The organism is Pseudomonas serbiensis (assembly GCF_030580745.1).
GTDB lineage: Bacteria > Pseudomonadota > Gammaproteobacteria > Pseudomonadales > Pseudomonadaceae > Aquipseudomonas > Aquipseudomonas serbiensis.
Genome location: NZ_JAUQOO010000012.1, coordinates 78,244 through 94,227, shown reverse-complemented (window position 1 = coordinate 94,227; position 15,984 = coordinate 78,244). Strand labels below are relative to the sequence as shown.

At 58.8% G+C, this 15,984-nt stretch carries 13 protein-coding genes and 1 other RNA gene; 6 read left to right on the top strand and 8 right to left on the bottom strand.

Translation table 11 applies throughout. The features are described 5' to 3' along the window. The first annotated feature begins 159 nt into the window (after positions 1-159). From Q6A51_RS16520 to Q6A51_RS16500, 5 genes are all read left to right on the top strand, one after another. Complete coding sequence (locus tag Q6A51_RS16520) at positions 160-696, top strand: LasR-specific antiactivator QslA (RefSeq protein WP_304575286.1); 537 nt, start codon at positions 160-162, stop codon at positions 694-696. Between the two features lie 1,066 nt (positions 697-1,762). After that, on the top strand, positions 1,763-3,163 hold the full coding sequence (locus Q6A51_RS16515) for a YfjI family protein (protein ID WP_304575285.1): 1,401 nt from the start codon (positions 1,763-1,765) through the stop codon (positions 3,161-3,163). Continuing rightward, positions 3,156-3,509, top strand: coding sequence for a hypothetical protein (locus Q6A51_RS16510; RefSeq protein ID WP_304575284.1), 354 nt, complete (start codon positions 3,156-3,158; stop codon positions 3,507-3,509). The genes Q6A51_RS16515 and Q6A51_RS16510 overlap by 8 nt, the downstream gene beginning before the upstream one ends. Then, complete coding sequence (locus Q6A51_RS16505) at positions 3,493-4,473, top strand: integrase domain-containing protein (protein ID WP_304575283.1); 981 nt, start codon at positions 3,493-3,495, stop codon at positions 4,471-4,473. Before Q6A51_RS16510 ends, Q6A51_RS16505 begins: the two co-directional genes overlap by 17 nt. Continuing rightward, complete coding sequence (locus Q6A51_RS16500; RefSeq protein WP_304575282.1) at positions 4,470-4,739, top strand: hypothetical protein; 270 nt, start codon at positions 4,470-4,472, stop codon at positions 4,737-4,739. Before Q6A51_RS16505 ends, Q6A51_RS16500 begins: the two co-directional genes overlap by 4 nt. A gap of 166 nt (positions 4,740-4,905) precedes the next feature. Here Q6A51_RS16500 and Q6A51_RS16495 read toward each other — a convergent pair whose 3' ends face one another. The 8 genes from Q6A51_RS16495 to Q6A51_RS16460 form a co-directional block, all read right to left on the bottom strand. Then, entirely contained in the window at positions 4,906-6,162 is a 1,257-nt protein-coding gene (locus Q6A51_RS16495) for an integrase domain-containing protein (protein WP_079444712.1), read from the bottom strand. Positions 6,163-6,349: 187 nt separating this feature from the next. Further along, positions 6,350-6,741, bottom strand: a transfer-messenger RNA (tmRNA) gene (gene ssrA / locus Q6A51_RS16490). Between the two features lie 115 nt (positions 6,742-6,856). Continuing rightward, positions 6,857-7,144 (bottom strand): hypothetical protein, encoded by a 288-nt coding sequence (locus Q6A51_RS16485; RefSeq protein WP_025258473.1) that lies wholly within the window; start codon positions 7,142-7,144, stop codon positions 6,857-6,859. A 139-nt stretch (positions 7,145-7,283) separates the two neighbouring features. Continuing rightward, positions 7,284-10,094: an FAD-binding and (Fe-S)-binding domain-containing protein gene (locus tag Q6A51_RS16480; RefSeq protein WP_304575281.1), complete on the bottom strand. Its 2,811-nt coding sequence runs from the start codon at positions 10,092-10,094 to the stop codon at positions 7,284-7,286. Continuing rightward, a complete protein-coding gene (locus Q6A51_RS16475; RefSeq protein ID WP_304575280.1) occupies positions 10,091-10,762 on the bottom strand; it encodes a LutC/YkgG family protein in 672 nt (223 codons plus the stop codon). Before Q6A51_RS16475 ends, Q6A51_RS16480 begins: the two co-directional genes overlap by 4 nt. After that, positions 10,762-12,219 carry a LutB/LldF family L-lactate oxidation iron-sulfur protein gene (locus Q6A51_RS16470; protein ID WP_095068117.1) on the bottom strand — a complete coding sequence of 486 codons (1,458 nt, stop codon included), beginning with the start codon at positions 12,217-12,219 and terminating at the stop codon, positions 10,762-10,764. Before Q6A51_RS16470 ends, Q6A51_RS16475 begins: the two co-directional genes overlap by 1 nt. Further along, positions 12,216-13,040, bottom strand: coding sequence for a (Fe-S)-binding protein (locus tag Q6A51_RS16465; protein WP_304575279.1), 825 nt, complete (start codon positions 13,038-13,040; stop codon positions 12,216-12,218). Before Q6A51_RS16465 ends, Q6A51_RS16470 begins: the two co-directional genes overlap by 4 nt. Before the next feature lie 97 nt (positions 13,041-13,137). Beyond that, positions 13,138-14,829 (bottom strand): lactate permease LctP family transporter, encoded by a 1,692-nt coding sequence (locus tag Q6A51_RS16460; RefSeq protein WP_304575278.1) that lies wholly within the window; start codon positions 14,827-14,829, stop codon positions 13,138-13,140. Between the two features lie 346 nt (positions 14,830-15,175). Between Q6A51_RS16460 and Q6A51_RS16455 the strand changes: the two genes are divergently transcribed. Further along, positions 15,176-15,943, top strand: coding sequence for a GntR family transcriptional regulator (locus Q6A51_RS16455; RefSeq protein ID WP_201020553.1), 768 nt, complete (start codon positions 15,176-15,178; stop codon positions 15,941-15,943). The last annotated feature ends 41 nt before the right edge of the window (positions 15,944-15,984 follow it).

The window sequence follows — 15,984 nt, the reverse complement described above, 5'->3', positions numbered from 1 at the left end:
GACCCCCGTGCGGTTTGCCACCCTATGCCGCGTCAGAACGGTGGATGGCAATCCTTAATCAAACCAAGGAGATAAGGAAAATGGCATGCCCACCTTTTAAGCTCGTGCACCACCGTGGCTGTTTGTTTTGTCCTGCAAACTATCTCGGAGGATTCCGCGATGTTTGATCTTTCGCTTCTCATCGGCCTCCCCAAACCCAACCGCATCGATACTTCATCACTTACCCCTGAAGATGCAGCGGTTAGACTGCGGCAGGCTGCCACTCTCCGGCTTAACGGAGCCCAGAGTATTCTGCTTCATTTTCCGCAGGACGTTGAGCTGGCAGTAGAGCTGTTGGATGACGCCGCCGTGTTGTACGACAAGGCATTCCGGAATTTAACTGGCATTCCAGCTCAAAGCGTTCATCAACAGATCCATGAGTATGTCTCTGTCCCCTCCGCTGAGGGGGCTCCGGCGATCCAAACCCCGTGGGGCGATGAGTTCGCTTCGGTAATCAAGGAGGGTGTTCGTTGCGCAGAGACTTGGCTTGAGGGCTCATCATTACCGTTATGGTGGGCGCTGTCTCAGAACCGAAAACGTCATCGTCCAGGTGATCCACAAGAGGCATTTGAAGCAGGTTTTTTGTTGCGGTTGCAGCAGACGCTGATCATGCGACGTGAGGCCGTCACTTCCCAATCAACCCGCTTTGATGCCTGAGCCTGTAATTGACGTTCGAGATTTGCTTTTCCCGCCAAACCCTCCGATCAAGCGATCTTTGATCGCGCCGATCGGAGGGTTCACTCGCTTTTTCTCGAAGCCGCCGCTTTCCACCCTCTCATTTTCAAATTTGATTAACGCCACGCTTGCTTTCACCTGTCAGTAATTCCCCGCGATTTCTATTGAGCGAGCCATTCAGTGTATGTGCGGATCTTTTCGTTGGGCATGGATGTAGGAGTGGCGACAGCGGCGACGCTGGCGACAACCCACGTAGAATGTGGCCTGGAGCATGGCGACAAAAGTGGCGACAGTCGCCACTTTCTAAGCACATTGGCCGTGACGCTTGACCGCCTTTTCGAGTGGGTATAAAAATTGGCGCACGGATCGCTGTCGTTGACAGCACCTGCCCAGGTAGCCAGAACCTTTAAGGCTACGCCACTCGCGTGGTGGTTCTTCCCCAAGTGCGATTAGCGTCCGGCGGCTCGCACGGTCACTCTCCAAGAGTGATGGATGCCTACTCGACCAATCTGCCTACTGCGGCAGACGATGGACCTACCTCGCTGCATTGCAGCAACCTCACCTCTTCGCACACTTCGCTGCGCCAGACCGCGCCCGTCTCTTTCTCTTAGAAAGAGACGGGCGCTCGTACCACTGCTGCAAGCCACGTCGTACAAGGCATTGCTGCAACTCTCCTCGTGACAATCGACCTGACAAATCCGATTCGTCGCCATCCGCAATGACACAGGCACCGGTGCCGCAGCCAATGGAAAGGCTGCACCTGACTGACAGTCAGGCATGCCCCAGGTGTCCATGTCGTTGCCTTCTCCTATTCAGGATCTCCAGGTGCCGAACTCGTCAGTCGGCACAGCCTCCACCCGCCCGCATCTTCGGATGCGACTAAGGAGGCCAGATTCATGGGGTCATGCCCTCGCTCCCGGTTGTAAGGAGCCGTTCGTTCCGCGTCAGTGAACACCTCACAGGCCGCAGGGGCCTTGATCCCTGATAACACTCAACAGCCGTGGCGGGACTACGTGAGGACGACTAGCAATGATCGAGGAGAGGGCCCATGCAGCAGTTAGATCCGAAGCTTGAACTACCACGACCACCTCGACCGTTGATTGAGTCGAACCCCGTGCCCCAGCCTTATCCCGTGCAGGCACTGGGTGGGATTCTTGGGCCTGCGGTGGAGCGCATGGCCGAGGTCATCGGCGTGCCCCAGGCATTGGCTGCACAATCGGTGCTGGCTGCTTCGGCGCTGGCCACTCAAGGTCATGCGGGCTTACAGCTCGATGGGAGAAATTATCCGCTGTCGCTGTACCTGATCACCGTGGCTGCGTCCGGTGATCGCAAGACCGCGGCAGACCGATCCGCACTGCTGCCAGCGCGCCAATGGGAGCGTGAACAGTGGCAACATTATCGTGAGCAGCTCTTTCGGTACCGTGCCGCACAGCGACAAGCGCAGCGTATCAGTCCTGCCGATCCCGCCCCCACAAACAGCGTACCGCTCGAAGCGGAGCCTTCGGCCCCTCGGCTGATCACCACAGACCCGACGATTGAGGCCCTGATCAAGGGGCTCTGCCATGATTTGCCGAGCATGGGGCTGTTCTGTGACGAGGGCGGACAATTCCTTGGCAGCAGCACCATGAGTCGGGACAACCGTTTGAAAGCGGTCACGACCTTGTCGTCACTCTGGGACGGTAGCCCGATTGATCGTGCTCGCTCTATGGCAGGCGAAAGCCTAAGAGCCTATGACCGACGCCTGAGCCTGCACCTGATGCTGCAACCGTATTTGGCCATGCAGTTACTCAGTGACCCGTTGCTGCAGGGGCAAGGCATTCTCGGGCGCTGCTTGATGACCTGGCCCACCAGTCTAGCCGGGCAACGTAGCTACCAGGCTGTCGACTTGTCCAAAGACGCCGCCCTCAAGCGCTATCATCACCGCCTTTCGGCTCTGTTTTATCAGCCTTGGTCACTTTCCGCTGACGGAGCCTTGCAGCTATCAAAGCTGAGCCTCAGTCCGCTGGCGCGTCGTCGCTGGATTGATTTGCATGATGCTATCGAAGCTCAGCTGGGGGAGTTTGGCGAGCTGGCTAGCGTACGGCCCAGCGGATCAAAGGCCGCCGATAACCTGCTGCGCATCGCCGGCATTCTTGCAGTTGTGGAGGAGAGCAGCGTCGTGGAGGTCGACCATATCCAACGGGCCTCCGCTTTAGTCGGCTACTACCTCACCGAGATCCAGCGCCTGACTGAGCAGGAGCCAGTGTGTCGAGTTAAGGAAGAGGCGGACCGGTTGTTGCGCTGGCTGCAGGCCAAAGATTGGAAGCACTTCAGTATTCGAGACCTGAATCGCAACGGTCCCCGCTTTGCCCGTAAGAGCAGTAGCCATGCCACCAAGCTTCTGGTCGAGTTGCTTGATCATCAGTGGCTGATCACCGACGGCCACACCTTCGAGGTGCGCCATGTTTAATCTTGATGAAGCGCTGCGCAACCATCTGGCTCAGCGTCAAAAGGAGCCCAAAGCGCGATTTGTCGCCGCTACTGTCGCCACTTTGTCGCCACGCTCAAAACCAAGCAGGACGAGGGTTGTCGCCGCTGTCGCCAGTGTCGCCACCACCCATAAAGCTATCGCCTCTACAACAGCCATTATTCAATGGTTGAAAGAGGAGGGTGCGCATCTTTACGTCACCGACAACACGCTGTGTTTTCGCCCGACCGATTGGGCTCAGTTCGCGATTGTAAGTGCGCACTGGCGAGCCCTTTTGCATGATCTCGCGGCAGTCGAACAGGAACAGAAAAATGGCTCGGGTCGGTAAGCGAGCGGGGCGCAATTTCGGCTTCGGTCGCCAGCTTAGCTATGCTGGACCGCAGGCACTGAAAGACCTGTTTGGCGACGGCCATTTTGCTACCGTCAAAGCCCATAGTGATCGCTGGCAGGCGTTCGTGCATTGGTGTCGATCCGATGAAGGACCGAGGGTCAACGACGCGCGCCAGATAGACCGCGAGATCCTCATGCGGTACGCCGTCCACCTGCGGGAGCAGGTTGATCAGGGCAACGTCGGCATTGCCACCGCGCAGAACCGACTGTCCAGCGTAAACCGAACGATGGCCGCGCTGCGCGGTGATCAGTACGTCGAAATCCCGAGTCCGAGTAAGGCGCTGGGCTTGCAGCGCTCAAGCGTGCGTAGTGAGGTTCCGCATGGCCAAGACCGTGCGCAGGTCAAGTTGATCGCACGGGCGCTGTCAGATCGTCAGCAATCGAGGGTTAGTGCCATTGTGCTCCTCGCCCGTGAGACTGGTATGCGCCTGCGCGAAGCGATCCTGGCCGATCTGCCCCGACTGCAACGTGAGATTCGGCAACTGGGCAAGATCAACATCCAGGATGGCACCAAAGGTGGTCGATCAGGGGCCTCGGCACCGCGCTGGATTACGGTAACGGATCAAGTTCGCGATGCCCTAGATTGGGCCAGCGCGACCTCACCCAATGGCAGTCGGAATTTGTTGGCGCCCGGCGAAAGCTACAAAGACTTTATGCAGGCAGTTGTGCGACCGGCACGGGACATCCTGCATGAGCATGGATTGAAAGGTTTTCATGAGCTGCGGGCGGCTTACGCCTGTGAGCGCTATGAGCAACTAATCGGTTTTCCTGCACCCGTTAATGGTGGTCGTGTTCATCAAGAGGATCGAGCTCTCGATCAGCGAGCCCGTAAGCAGATCAGCCATGAGTTGGGACATAACCGCATCGATGTGGTGAGTGCCTACATCGGAGGTCGGGGATGACGGCCGAGTTCGACATAGCGTTGTTTCTGCGCCCCGTGCTCAAAGGTGCACATGCCACGCGGCAGCGGCACATCAGGCAAGCAGAAAGGATGCACGAGGTGATTCGTGAGCGCTGGAGTTGCGCAACTCCTTGGTCCTGGAGGGACAAACACGTTAGATGGTTTCTGGAACACTACCTGCGATGCTCAGCTCCAGCTACCGTCTACTACTACGAATTGACAGCAGGGTTGATCCGCCGCAGAAAGGCAAAAGTCGTGGTTGCCTGATAGACCTTTAAGCGTGAGCTCCTGAGTATGGGAATGCGGAGCCTTCCCATACTCAGGAGCTTGGCTGAAGAGGCGCAGGCATACCAGAGATCTGGCAACTGTCGTCACTCCTTTCGCCCTACTGCACGACACGGATCGTAGTCGGTGGCGCGTACCTTTTGGATGTTCAGCGAATCGGTACGACGTTGCGATCTCTGGTTTGATTGATGGCGGATGCCGAGAGGCTGCCGGTGGCTGCCTTTTGGATATGTTCACTCCACCAGGCCATCATCGGACGCCGGCGTTCGATGTAATCCGCCCGGTTGTAGGCGCTTCGAACTTCGTCTTTATCGACATGCGCCAGCGCGACTTCGATCAGCTCCGGATCCCATCCATGCTCGTTCAGGATTGTGCTGGCCATGGAACGCATTCCGTGGCTGACCAAGCGGTCCTGAAAGCCCATCCGTTTCAACGCCATGTTGGCTGTTTGGCTATTCGCGTGGGTGCGCGGGTTTCTATCTGACGGGAACACATATTCCCTGTGGCCGCTATGGTGCTTAAGCGTCTCCAATAACGAGAGTGCATGTTCGGTCAGCGGAATTGTATGCGGACGACGCTTTTTCATTCGCTCCGGAGGGATGGTCCAAATGCGTTTGTCGAAGTCGATGTCTGCCCATCGAGTGGTGGCCGCCTCGGCAGGGCGGGTCATCGTGTGCAGTTGCCATTCGATCAGGCAGCGGGTCGTCCGCTTGATACTGGCGTTCGCGATTTCCATCATGAGCTCCGGAAGCTCATCAGGTGGCAGCGCGGCCATATTTTCTTTCTTGGGTTTCTTAAATACCGCTCGAATGCCGCTGAGAGGATTGGCAAAGATCATTCCGGAGTTGACCCCGTAGGTCATGATCTCGTTAAGGCGCTGGCTCACTCGCTTAACCGTCTCGAGGCTGCCTTTTGCCTCAATCGGACGTAGCAGCTTGATGACCATCGGGGCATTCACCTCTGATAACGGCGTTGATTTCATGCTCGGAAATACATGCAGCGTGAGCGAACGCCAGATGTCTTCGGCATACGCGGGTGTGACGGAATCCTTTTTCAACTCGAACCATGCGGTGGCCACGTTCTCGAAGGTGTGTTCCGTTTCCGCTCGTTTGGCTTCCTGAAGCTCATTGCGCTGAGCTTTTGGGTCGATGCCCTGTGCAAGCAGCTCTCTGGCCTCAACGGTTTTCTTCCTTGCTTGCGCAAGAGAAACCTCGGGATAAGAGCCGAGTGCCATATTGATTCGATTCTTGGTGACGGGATGCCGGTAGTTGAAATTCCACTGCATCGAGCGATTGACCCTGACTCGCAGCTGGAGCCCGTCGCCATCCGTGAGGACGTAATCCTTGTCTTTCGGTTTGACCGCCTTGAGCTGGCGGTCGGAGAGGCGGGTAGTTTGAGCGCACATGAGAAGTACTCCATGACACCTTTTGGTATTCCCAAGATTAGCGCCGGGTAGCCGGGAATACCACTGGGAATACCAAGCCGCCTGGAACTCAGAAAACCTGGAAAGCCTCCCGCAGCCCTGAAACCCCCGTATTCACTGGATTTCAGGCACAAAAAAAGACGTCCGTGGACGTCTTTAGATGATGAAGTGGTGGAGCCGGGGGGATTTGAACCCCCGTCCGCCAGTACTCCGCTGTCGGTACTACATGCTTAGCCGTGTCTATTAAGTTAACCCTCAGCGACCCGACGGGCAGGGTGCTTTGGGCGAGCTGTGTAAGTTTTAGTCGCTTCGTCCACAACGTACTAGGCGACGATCCTGTTCTATATGACAATCATTTCGGGTTTACAGGCATCCCCTGATGATTGCTGGAGCCGAAGCTACCAGAAGAGCTAGTCGCGCCGCTTACGCAGCGAGAGCGTAGCCCTCGTAGTTTTCGTCATTGGCAACTATAGAAAGTTGCAACAGTGGATTTACGACTTCTGTTACCAAGTCGGCATGCACCTAAAGTTTCATCACCGGCGTCGAATCCTAATCGGCCCCGAGACTGCTTTCGCAGTCATTGGGCGGGAGTCTACGCCAATTGATGGGGCGCGTCGACCCGCGTCTTGCTTTCCAGACGAGGCCAGCGCGCTGGCTGGCCTTGTCAGGCGCTTTCTTACCGGTTGCCGCCTTCGCTGCCCGAGCCGAGGTTTTTCAGTTCGGTGATGGCTTGGGTGGTCAGTTCGATGCAGGTTTTTTTATCGCCTTTGGCCTGGGCGGCCCGTGCGTCGGTTTCGGTTTTTGCCAGGGACTGTTTCAGGTCGGGGCTCAGGTTCACGTTGGTGGAAACCTGGGCGTCCTTGATGGTCTGCAAGTTGCTGCCGCACAGGTCATCGGCGGCGAACACCGGGGAAGCCAGCATGACAGAGCTGAGGAGTAGTCCAGTCAGGGCAGTACGCTTCATATGTCTCTCCTTGATTACCGGTCGCTTGGGCTCTTTGCCCATGGGTTGGGGAAGCCCATTCAAATACGGGCTTACAAGGGTGGACTGTGCTGAAACGCAGGGGTTCTATTTATTTTCATGCCTGTAATGCCTGTTGCCATCATGCGGATTTCGCCTGCGTCACCCGGTCGACCAGGTAAACCAGCCCGTGATAGTCGATGCCGCTGTGTTGTGAGAGGCCGATTTCACAGGTGCGGCTGGTGGAGATACCTTCGTTGCAGTACTGCACCGCACCCTTGAGAGAGCGCAAGGCGTGGGCATTCAGTTCGGGGGTAGTGAAGCCTTTGTCTCCGGCGAATCCGCAACAATGTATGCCTTCCGGGATGACCACGTTGATGCTGCACAAGCGAGCCAGTTCGATCAGTGCCTGGCTTTCGCCAAGGTGTTGGGTGCTGCAGGTGACGTGAACGGCAATGGGTTCCTGTTGCGGGGTGAAGGTGAGTTTGTCCAGCAGGTGCGTGCGGATGAATCGCACCGGGTCGTAGAGGTCCAGGCGTGTGTCCTTGAGGTCTTGCACCAGTCGCAGGGTGCAAGGGCTGGTGTCGCAATAGATCGGGTCCAGCCCTCCGCGACTGGCTTTGATCAGCGCGGCCAGCAGTTCCTGGCGTTTCTCGTCGGCTTGCTGGTTGTAGCCCTTTGAGGCGAAAGGCTGGCCGCAGCACAGGCTGTCCTGATTGTCCGGGAAGACGACCTGATAACCGGCTTTTTCCAGCAGGCCACGGGTCTTGTCCAGCAGAGAGGTTTGCTCGCGATCAGTGGCCGCTGGCCCCATCACGCGAGAGACGCAGGCTGCCAGATAAACCACTCTGGGACGTTGGTCCTCGATGGGCGGGGTGAAGCGGATGGCCTGTTCCGGCTGTGGCATGGCCGGTGTCCATTGCGGGATGCGGCCGGCTGAAACCTTGCTCAGTTTTGCTGACAGTTTTGCCAGTCGCGGCGCGCCCAGCAGCATGCGCGCGCCGTTGGCGGCATGCAGGGTAAAGCGTGCGCCTTGTACCGCTGTCTTGAAGTTGTGCGCCAGCCAGTTGGCTGTCCTGGCATGGTGTGCTTCCTGATGGCGCAGCTTTTTGACCAGTTCGCCGGTGTTGATGCCAACCGGGCAGCGTTGGGCGCACAGGCCGGTGGCGGCGCAGGTGTCGATCCCTTGATAGTGGTAATCGCGCTCCAGTTTCTGGGTGTCGGTTCCGGCCCGTTTCTTCGCCTGAATGTCGCGCCAGATGACGATGCGTTGCCTCGGGCTCAAGGTCAGGCCTTTGGAAGGGCAGACCGGTTCACAGAAACCGCACTCAATGCACTTGTCGACGATTTCGTCAGCTGCTGGCAGCGGTTTCAGGTGCTTCAAATGGATCTGCGGATCGGTGCTGAGCACCACGTCCGGGTTGAGGATGCCGTTGGGGTCGAGGAGGCGTTTGAGTTGCCACATCAATTGATAGGCGTCGCTGCCCCATTCCTTTTCGACGAAGGGTGCCATGTTGCGTCCGGTCCCGTGCTCGGCCTTGAGTGAACCGCCGAACTCCACGGCCACCAGTTCTGCAACGTCTTCCATGAAGGCCTGATAACGGGCGATTTCTTCGGGATTGTTGAAGCCCTGGGTAAAGACGAAGTGCAGGTTGCCCTCCAGCGCATGGCCGAACAGGATGGCTTCGTCGTAGTGATGTTTGTCGAACAGCGCGATCAGGCGGCGAACGCCAATGGCCAGTTGTTCGACCGGGAAGGTGACGTCTTCGATGATGACAGTGGTGCCGGTCTGGCGTACGGCTCCTACGGCGGGGAAGGTGTCTTTGCGAATGGCCCAGAGGCGTGCGTTTTCCAGCGGGTCTTCGGTGAAGTCGACCTGTTTCTCGACGGGGAAGGACGCCAGCGACGCCATGATTTGTGCCAGTTGCTCATGCAGTAAAGCCTCGGACGCCGCCCGTGCTTCGATCAATAACGCGCAAGCGTTTTCCGATAGTTCGCGGACAAAGGCTGGCATGCCGGGTTTGTCCTGCACCGAGCGCATGCTGCGTCGGTCCAGCAGTTCGACGGCGGCGACCGGCTGGCTTTTTAGTACGGTGACGGCGTTGCAGCAGGTTTCCACGTCCGGGAAGACGATCAAGGCCGAGGCCTTGTGCGGATGGTCGGGCACGGTGTTGTAGGTCACGGCGCTGATGAAGCCCAGCGTGCCTTCGGAGCCGACCAGCAAATGGCTGAGGATATCCAGCGGCTCATCGAAATCCACCAGGGCGTTGAGTGACAGGCCCGTGGTGTTTTTCAGGCGGTATTTGTGGCGAATTCTGGCGGCCAGTTCGGTGTTGGCGCGGGTTTTTCGGCCCAGGTGGGCGAGTTGTTCCAGCAGGACGATATGGCTGGCGCGAAAGGCCTGCACGCTGGCCGGGTCTTCGGTGTCCAGACGTGTGCCATCAGCCAGCACCAGGCGAATTCCTGCCAGCGTGTGGTAGGTGTTTTGCGCTGTGCCGCAGCACATGCCGCTGGCGTTGTTGGCGACGATACCGCCGATCTTGCAGGCGTTTATCGATGCCGGGTCCGGTCCGATCTTGCGTCCGAACGGCGCCAGCCAGGCATTGGCCTGTGCGCCGATGACGCCGGGTTGCAGACGAATCTGCGCGCCTTGTTCACGAACCTCGCGGGCGTTCCAGTTATCGCCCAGCACCAGCAATACCGAATCGCTGATGGCCTGGCCGGAAAGGCTGGTGCCTGCTGCGCGAAAGGTCACCGGGACTTTCTCGGTCTGGGCCAGCTTGAGCAGGGCCACCACTTCGTCTTCGGACTCGACCCGGATCACCAGCTTGGGGATCAGCCGATAGAAGCTGGCGTCGGTGCCGAAGGCCAGTGTCGAAAGGGGATCGTCGAAGCGGCGGTTTTCGGGGATCAGGCGTCGGGCTTCGCGGATGAAGTTTTCTGACAGGCTCATGCGTCTTCCACTATCAGGACCACAAGGTCTTTGGGGCCGTGGGCGCCGTAAGCCAGCACCTGTTCGATATCGGCAGTCTTGGATGGGCCGGAAACCAGCAGGGCATTGGTCGGCATGCCGCCGGTCCAGTCCTGTTTGCGCAGGGCTTCGTAGAGGTTGTTGTAGATCTCGCTGGCTTTGAGCAGGGCGAAATGCACAGGCGGTACCAGGCTCATCAAGCGCGGCTCTTCGCGGGTCGGCCAGATGATCAGGCTGCCAGTTGCAGCAATCGCCCCGACGGTGCCGGTGAAACTGGCTGGCGTGTCATCGAACAGCTCTTTTTTCCATTGCTCGATGGGGCGGTCGTAAGTCTTGAGCGGTGGTAGTTCGGGGCGTGTCGCCCAGTGTCCGGCGACACGCTGCCCATGGACGGTGCCGGGTGCGATCAGCAGGCTGGGCAGTTGGCGATCATGCACCAGTTCGCCAAGCCTTCGGGGCCAGTCCGATTCCGTACACAGGTGGATTTCCGTATGCACGGCCTCCATCAGCTTGCGTAGCTGGGCGACCCGCTCTTCAGGAGCGTAGGTCCAGGGGTCTGTCACCAGGGCTTCATTGAAATTGTCAGCAATCGGCGTCGTTCCTGTCAGGCTCTGACGCAGTTTGGCGAGGATGTTTTGCTTGGCGCTCATCAGAGTTCTCCGGGCCGCTTTTTCAGATGCTCGCGTGCCATTTCATGCAGGGAGCGGGCTGCGGGTTTTGGGGCGCTATGGTTTTGTGTCCATGGCCCGACATCGCCAGGCATCAGGCTGCGTAAGCGTGTGGCGAGGTAAGCGAATGCGCGATACAGGCCCGGCGAGGTATTGAGTTTCGACCAGGCATTCCAGATCAGGCGTTCCTTGCGCGAGTACTTGCGACCCTGATCGCGCATCACGCGGTCGGGTGCATCCGGTGCCTTGACGTTTTCTTCGCGCAGGCGGCGCAGCAAGGCGGGAATCGGGATCTTCACCGGGCAGACTTCGCCACATGCACCGCAGAGCGATGAGGCGCTGGGGTGATCCGGCACTTTGCTCAGGCCCGCCATGTGCGGCGTGATGATCTTGCCGATGGGGCCGGGATACACCTCGCCGTAGGTGTGGCCGCCGACGCGGGTATAGACCGGGCAATGATTCATGCATGCGCCGCAACGAATGCAGTTCAGGGTCTGGCGCAATTCGCTGTCGGCAAAGGCCTGGGTGCGGCCGTTGTCCAGCAGCACCAGATGCACTTCCTGCGGGCCATCCAGTTCGTGGGGCTTGCGCGGGCCGGAGATCATATTGACGTAGGTCGTGATCGGAATGCCCAGTGCCGAGCGGGTCAGCAGTGACAGCAAGGGGATGGTGTCGCGCAGGTTTTCGACGACTTTCTCGATGCCGGTCACGGCGATATGCACGGGTGGTACGCTGGTGACCATACGCCCGTTACCCTCGTTCTCGACGAGGAGCAAGGTGCCGGTTTCGGCTATCGCGAAGTTGACACCGGAGACGCCGATATCCGCTTCAAAGAATTTCTGGCGCAGCACACGACGGCCGATCTGGATCAACTGGTCGACGTCGGTGGTGTAATCGACACCCAGCTTTTCATGGAACAGTTTTCCCACCTGACCGGCGTTCTTGTGGATGGCCGGCATGATGATGTGCGAGGGCTTTTCGTGGTCCATCTGCACGATGTATTCGCCCATGTCCGCTTCCAGACACTCGACGCCGCGCTCGCCCAGGAAATCGTTCATCTCCATCTCTTCGCTGACCATCGACTTGCCTTTGATCACTTGCCTGGCTTCGTGGGCGTTGACGATGGACAGCACGATGTCATTGGCCTGCTCGACGGTTTCGGCCCAATGCACCTTGACGCCGTTGCGGATCAGGTTACGTTCAAGCTGTTCCAGCAAGTCCGGCAGTCTGGACAAGGCCCGTGCACGAATCGCATTGCCCAGTTCGCGTAGGTCTTCACGTTCTTCGGGGTCGCTGAAGGCTGCTGCACGCTTGGTCATCAGCGAGTCCATGGCGCGTCGGAAGTTGCCGCGCAACTGGGTGTCGCCAAGGGCCTGATGGGCGCGGGAGCGGAAGTCTGTCTCGACTTCCACGGCCGGAATTCGGGTTTGCGTGTTCATCGCTGTCCTCCGGTGCGTTGCCACAAGAAGCTGGCCAGATGCAGGCCGCGCAGGGATTCGCGTTGTTTCTCCAGCGAGCCGTTGATGTTCATCAGGCAGCCGCAATCGGCGGTGAGAATCTGGTCGGCACCGGACTCCTTCAGGGCGCGGGTCTTGTCTGCCACCATCGCTCCGGAAATATCCGGCATACGCACGCTGAATGTCCCACCGAAGCCGCAGCATTCGCTTTCATGATCGTGATCCACACGCTCGACGTTGCCCAGTTGCGACAGCAGTTCGCGAGCATGCAGGTGGGTGTTCATTTCACGACGCGCCGAGCAGGAGGTGTGCAGGGCAATCCTGATCGGTTGGCCTTGATCGTTCAGTCGGGCCTTGCAGACGAACAGCAGGAATTCGGTCAGCTCATAGGTTCGTGCGGCCAGGGCGCGGACCTGTTCGAGGGTGTCAGGCTCGTCCTTGAACAGTTCGGGATAATGTTCGCGAAACATTCCGGCGCAGGAGCCGGAAGGCACGATGACCGGATAGTCCCCCGCGAACAGCGCCAGTTGAGCGCGTGCCACTTCCCGGGCTTGCTCGGTGTAGCCACTGGTGTAGGCCGGTTGTCCGCAGCAGCTTTGTTCTTGCGGGTAGTCGACCTGGATGCCTTCGCGTTCAAGCAGGTGAATGGCGTCCATCCCGGCGTCAGGGAAAAACAGGTCGACCACGCAGGTGCCGAACAGGTAAACCCGCTGCGGTTTTTCAGTCGGGTATTGCCGTGGCCCATGACGCGGTGGCGCGACGCGGGTGGCATTGGGTGAGGCGTTGTAGAAAAGCTCGCTCATCAGGTGTTTCTCCGGGTGGGCCCGGTTATCCGCTCAGGGCATGAATGGCTGACGCCGGTGGTTGGGGCCGGCGTCAGGGCTTCGCGTCTTTTTGTAATCAGTGAACGATCATGCCGGTGAACCAGTAGGCCTGTGCATAAGTGATGCAGCCCACGATGGTGGCGAAAAACAGGCTGTGCTTGAGGGTGAAGCGGAACAGGTCCGACTCCCTGCCGACCAGCCCTGTCGCGGCGCAGGCCACGGCTATGGATTGCGGCGAAATCATCTTGCCGGTCACGCCACCGCTGGAGTTGGCGGCGACCATCAACACATCACTGACGCCGATCTGGTGGGCAGTAGTGGCTTGCAGGGAACCGAACAAGGCATTGGCCGAAGTATCGGAGCCCGTCAGAAACACGCCCAGCCAGCCGAGGAACGGCGAGAAGAACGGGAACGCAGAGCCCGTGCCGGCCAGTACCAGCGCCAGTGTCGAGGACATGCCCGAGTAGTTCATGACGAAGGCGAAGGCCAGCACCATGCCAATGGAGACGATGGCCCAGCGCAGCTCGATCAGGGTTTCTTTGAAAGTGGTCAGACCAATCCTGGGGCTGATGCGCAAGACGATCATGGCCAGGATGGCCGAGAACAGAATCGCGGTGCCCGACGCGGCGATCAGGTCGAACTTGTAGACCGCTGGCATGGCGGTGGCCTTGGCAACGATGGGCGTGCCTTTGATCACCAGTTGGTCCAGATACGGGACCGTGATATTGATGGTCCAGGCTTGCAGGGCACCACCCGCCGCGAACATCGCTTTGAAGGGCTTGAGCGTCCAGACCGTGACCATGGCGGTCAGGATCAGGAAGGGCGACCAGGCCTTGATGACCTGGCCCAGGTTGTAGGGTGACTTGACGGTGGTGCGTGGCTGGCCGAAACCACCGGCGCTGCCCGCGACAGCTGCCGAGCCACCGCTGACGACGACCGCGTCCGAAGCACGTTGCGGCTGCCAGACTTTCAGGAACAGTGTCAGCGACACGATGCTGACCAGCGCCGAAGTGATGTCCGGCAACTCGGGGCCAATGAAGTTGGAGGTGAAATACTGGGTGACTGCAAAGCTGAAGCCGGCAATAAGTGCGGCAGGCCAGGTTTCTTTGACACCTCGTACGCCATCCATCATGAACATCAGCCAGAACGGCACGAACACTGACAGCAGCGGTAGCTGGCGGCCGGCCATGGCGCCGATCTTGAACGCATCGATCCCCGAAACCTGCCCGGCCACAATGATCGGAATGCCCAGAGCGCCAAAGGCTACGGGAGCAGTATTGGCGATCAGGCACAGGCCGGCGGCATACAGCGGGTTGAGCCCCAGCCCGACCAGCAAGGCTGCGGTAATCGCGACTGGCGCGCCGAAACCGGCTGCGCCTTCCAGGAAGGCACCGAAGCAGAAACCAATCAGCAGCACTTGCAGGCGCTGGTCATCGGTAATGGACATGACCGAACTGCGGATGATCTCGAACTGACCACTTTTGACTGTCAGTTTGTAGAGAAAGACCGCCGCGACGATGATCCATGCGATGGGCCACAAGCCATAGGCGAACCCGTAGCCAGCGGCGGCCAGAGCCATGTCGGCAGGCATCTGGAAGGCGAAGATCGCAACCAGAACCGACAGCGCCAGTGTGATGCTGCCCGCGACATGGCCTTTGAGCCTGAAGACGGCCAGTGCCAGAAAGAAGAAGACGATGGGGATGAGCGCAGCGGTGGCTGAAAGGCCCAGGCTGCCCAGAGGTGTATAGAGTTGTTGCCAAGTCTGCATGTAGGTGGCCCCTAATTGTTTTTGGTAAGGCCCGGTGTTCTGTGTCGTGCGCATGGTGGACGAATCGCACAGTTCACCAGCTCAAGCCTTTCTGATCGAAAGGTCTTGCGGCGTGATGGAGGTCAGCCATCGGACGCTGGCATTGGAAAATTGGTAATACCAATTTACAATGTCTGATCGCTAGGTTAGAAGCCTTGCTATTGATGTGTCAATTTGTCTCGTCAGGACTTTGGTCGGGTGCGCAGGAAAATGCGGTTAGCCTGCTGCATCTGGCTGATGCCTGAAGGCCTGCGATAAGCCAGAATGTGCGGTCCCGCTAATAGAGCTGGGTGTGAAGTGAGGGGTTATGGGTTTTGATCAGGTGCGTCAGCGCCGTTTGTCTGATGACATTGTCGAGCAGCTGGAGCGAATGATTCTTGAAGGCACGCTCAAGTCAGGTGGACGCCTGCCAGCAGAGCGAGCCCTTGCCGAGCAGTTCGGTGTCTCGCGTCCTTCGCTGCGCGAAGCCATCCAGAAGCTGACTGCCAAGGGGCTGCTGGTGAGTCGTCAGGGTGGTGGTAACTATGTGGTCGAGAACCTGGGCTCGACCTTCAGCGACCCGCTGCTTCATCTATTGGAAAGCAGCCCTGATGCCCAGCGAGACCTGCTGGAGTTTCGCCACACTCTGGAAGCCTCTTGCGCCTACTACGCGGCCCTGCGTGCCACCGATGTGGATCGCGAGCGCCTGCGTGAAGCGTTCGATACGTTGCAGGATTGCTACACCAGCACTGATGAAGTGAGCCGGGCCGAGGAGGGTGCTGCCGATGCCAGTTTCCACCTGGCGATTGCCGAGGCCAGCCATAACACAGTGCTGCTGCATACGATTCGTGGTTTGTTCGACCTGCTCAAGCGCAATGTGGTGATCAATATTGGCGGCATGTACCAGCACCGCACTGAAACCCGCGACATGCTCATTCAGCAGCATCGTGAGTTGTATCTGGCGATTATCGAAGGGCGCGCCGAGGATGCGCGGGAGGTGTCCAGCCGCCACCTGACCTATGTGCAGGAAGTGCTGGAAGAAGTGCGGCAACAGGTTCAGCGCACAGCGCGTGCGGAGCGCCGCAATAATATGTGATGGATCACCGTAGGAGCGAATTCATTCGCGAAAACAGTCAT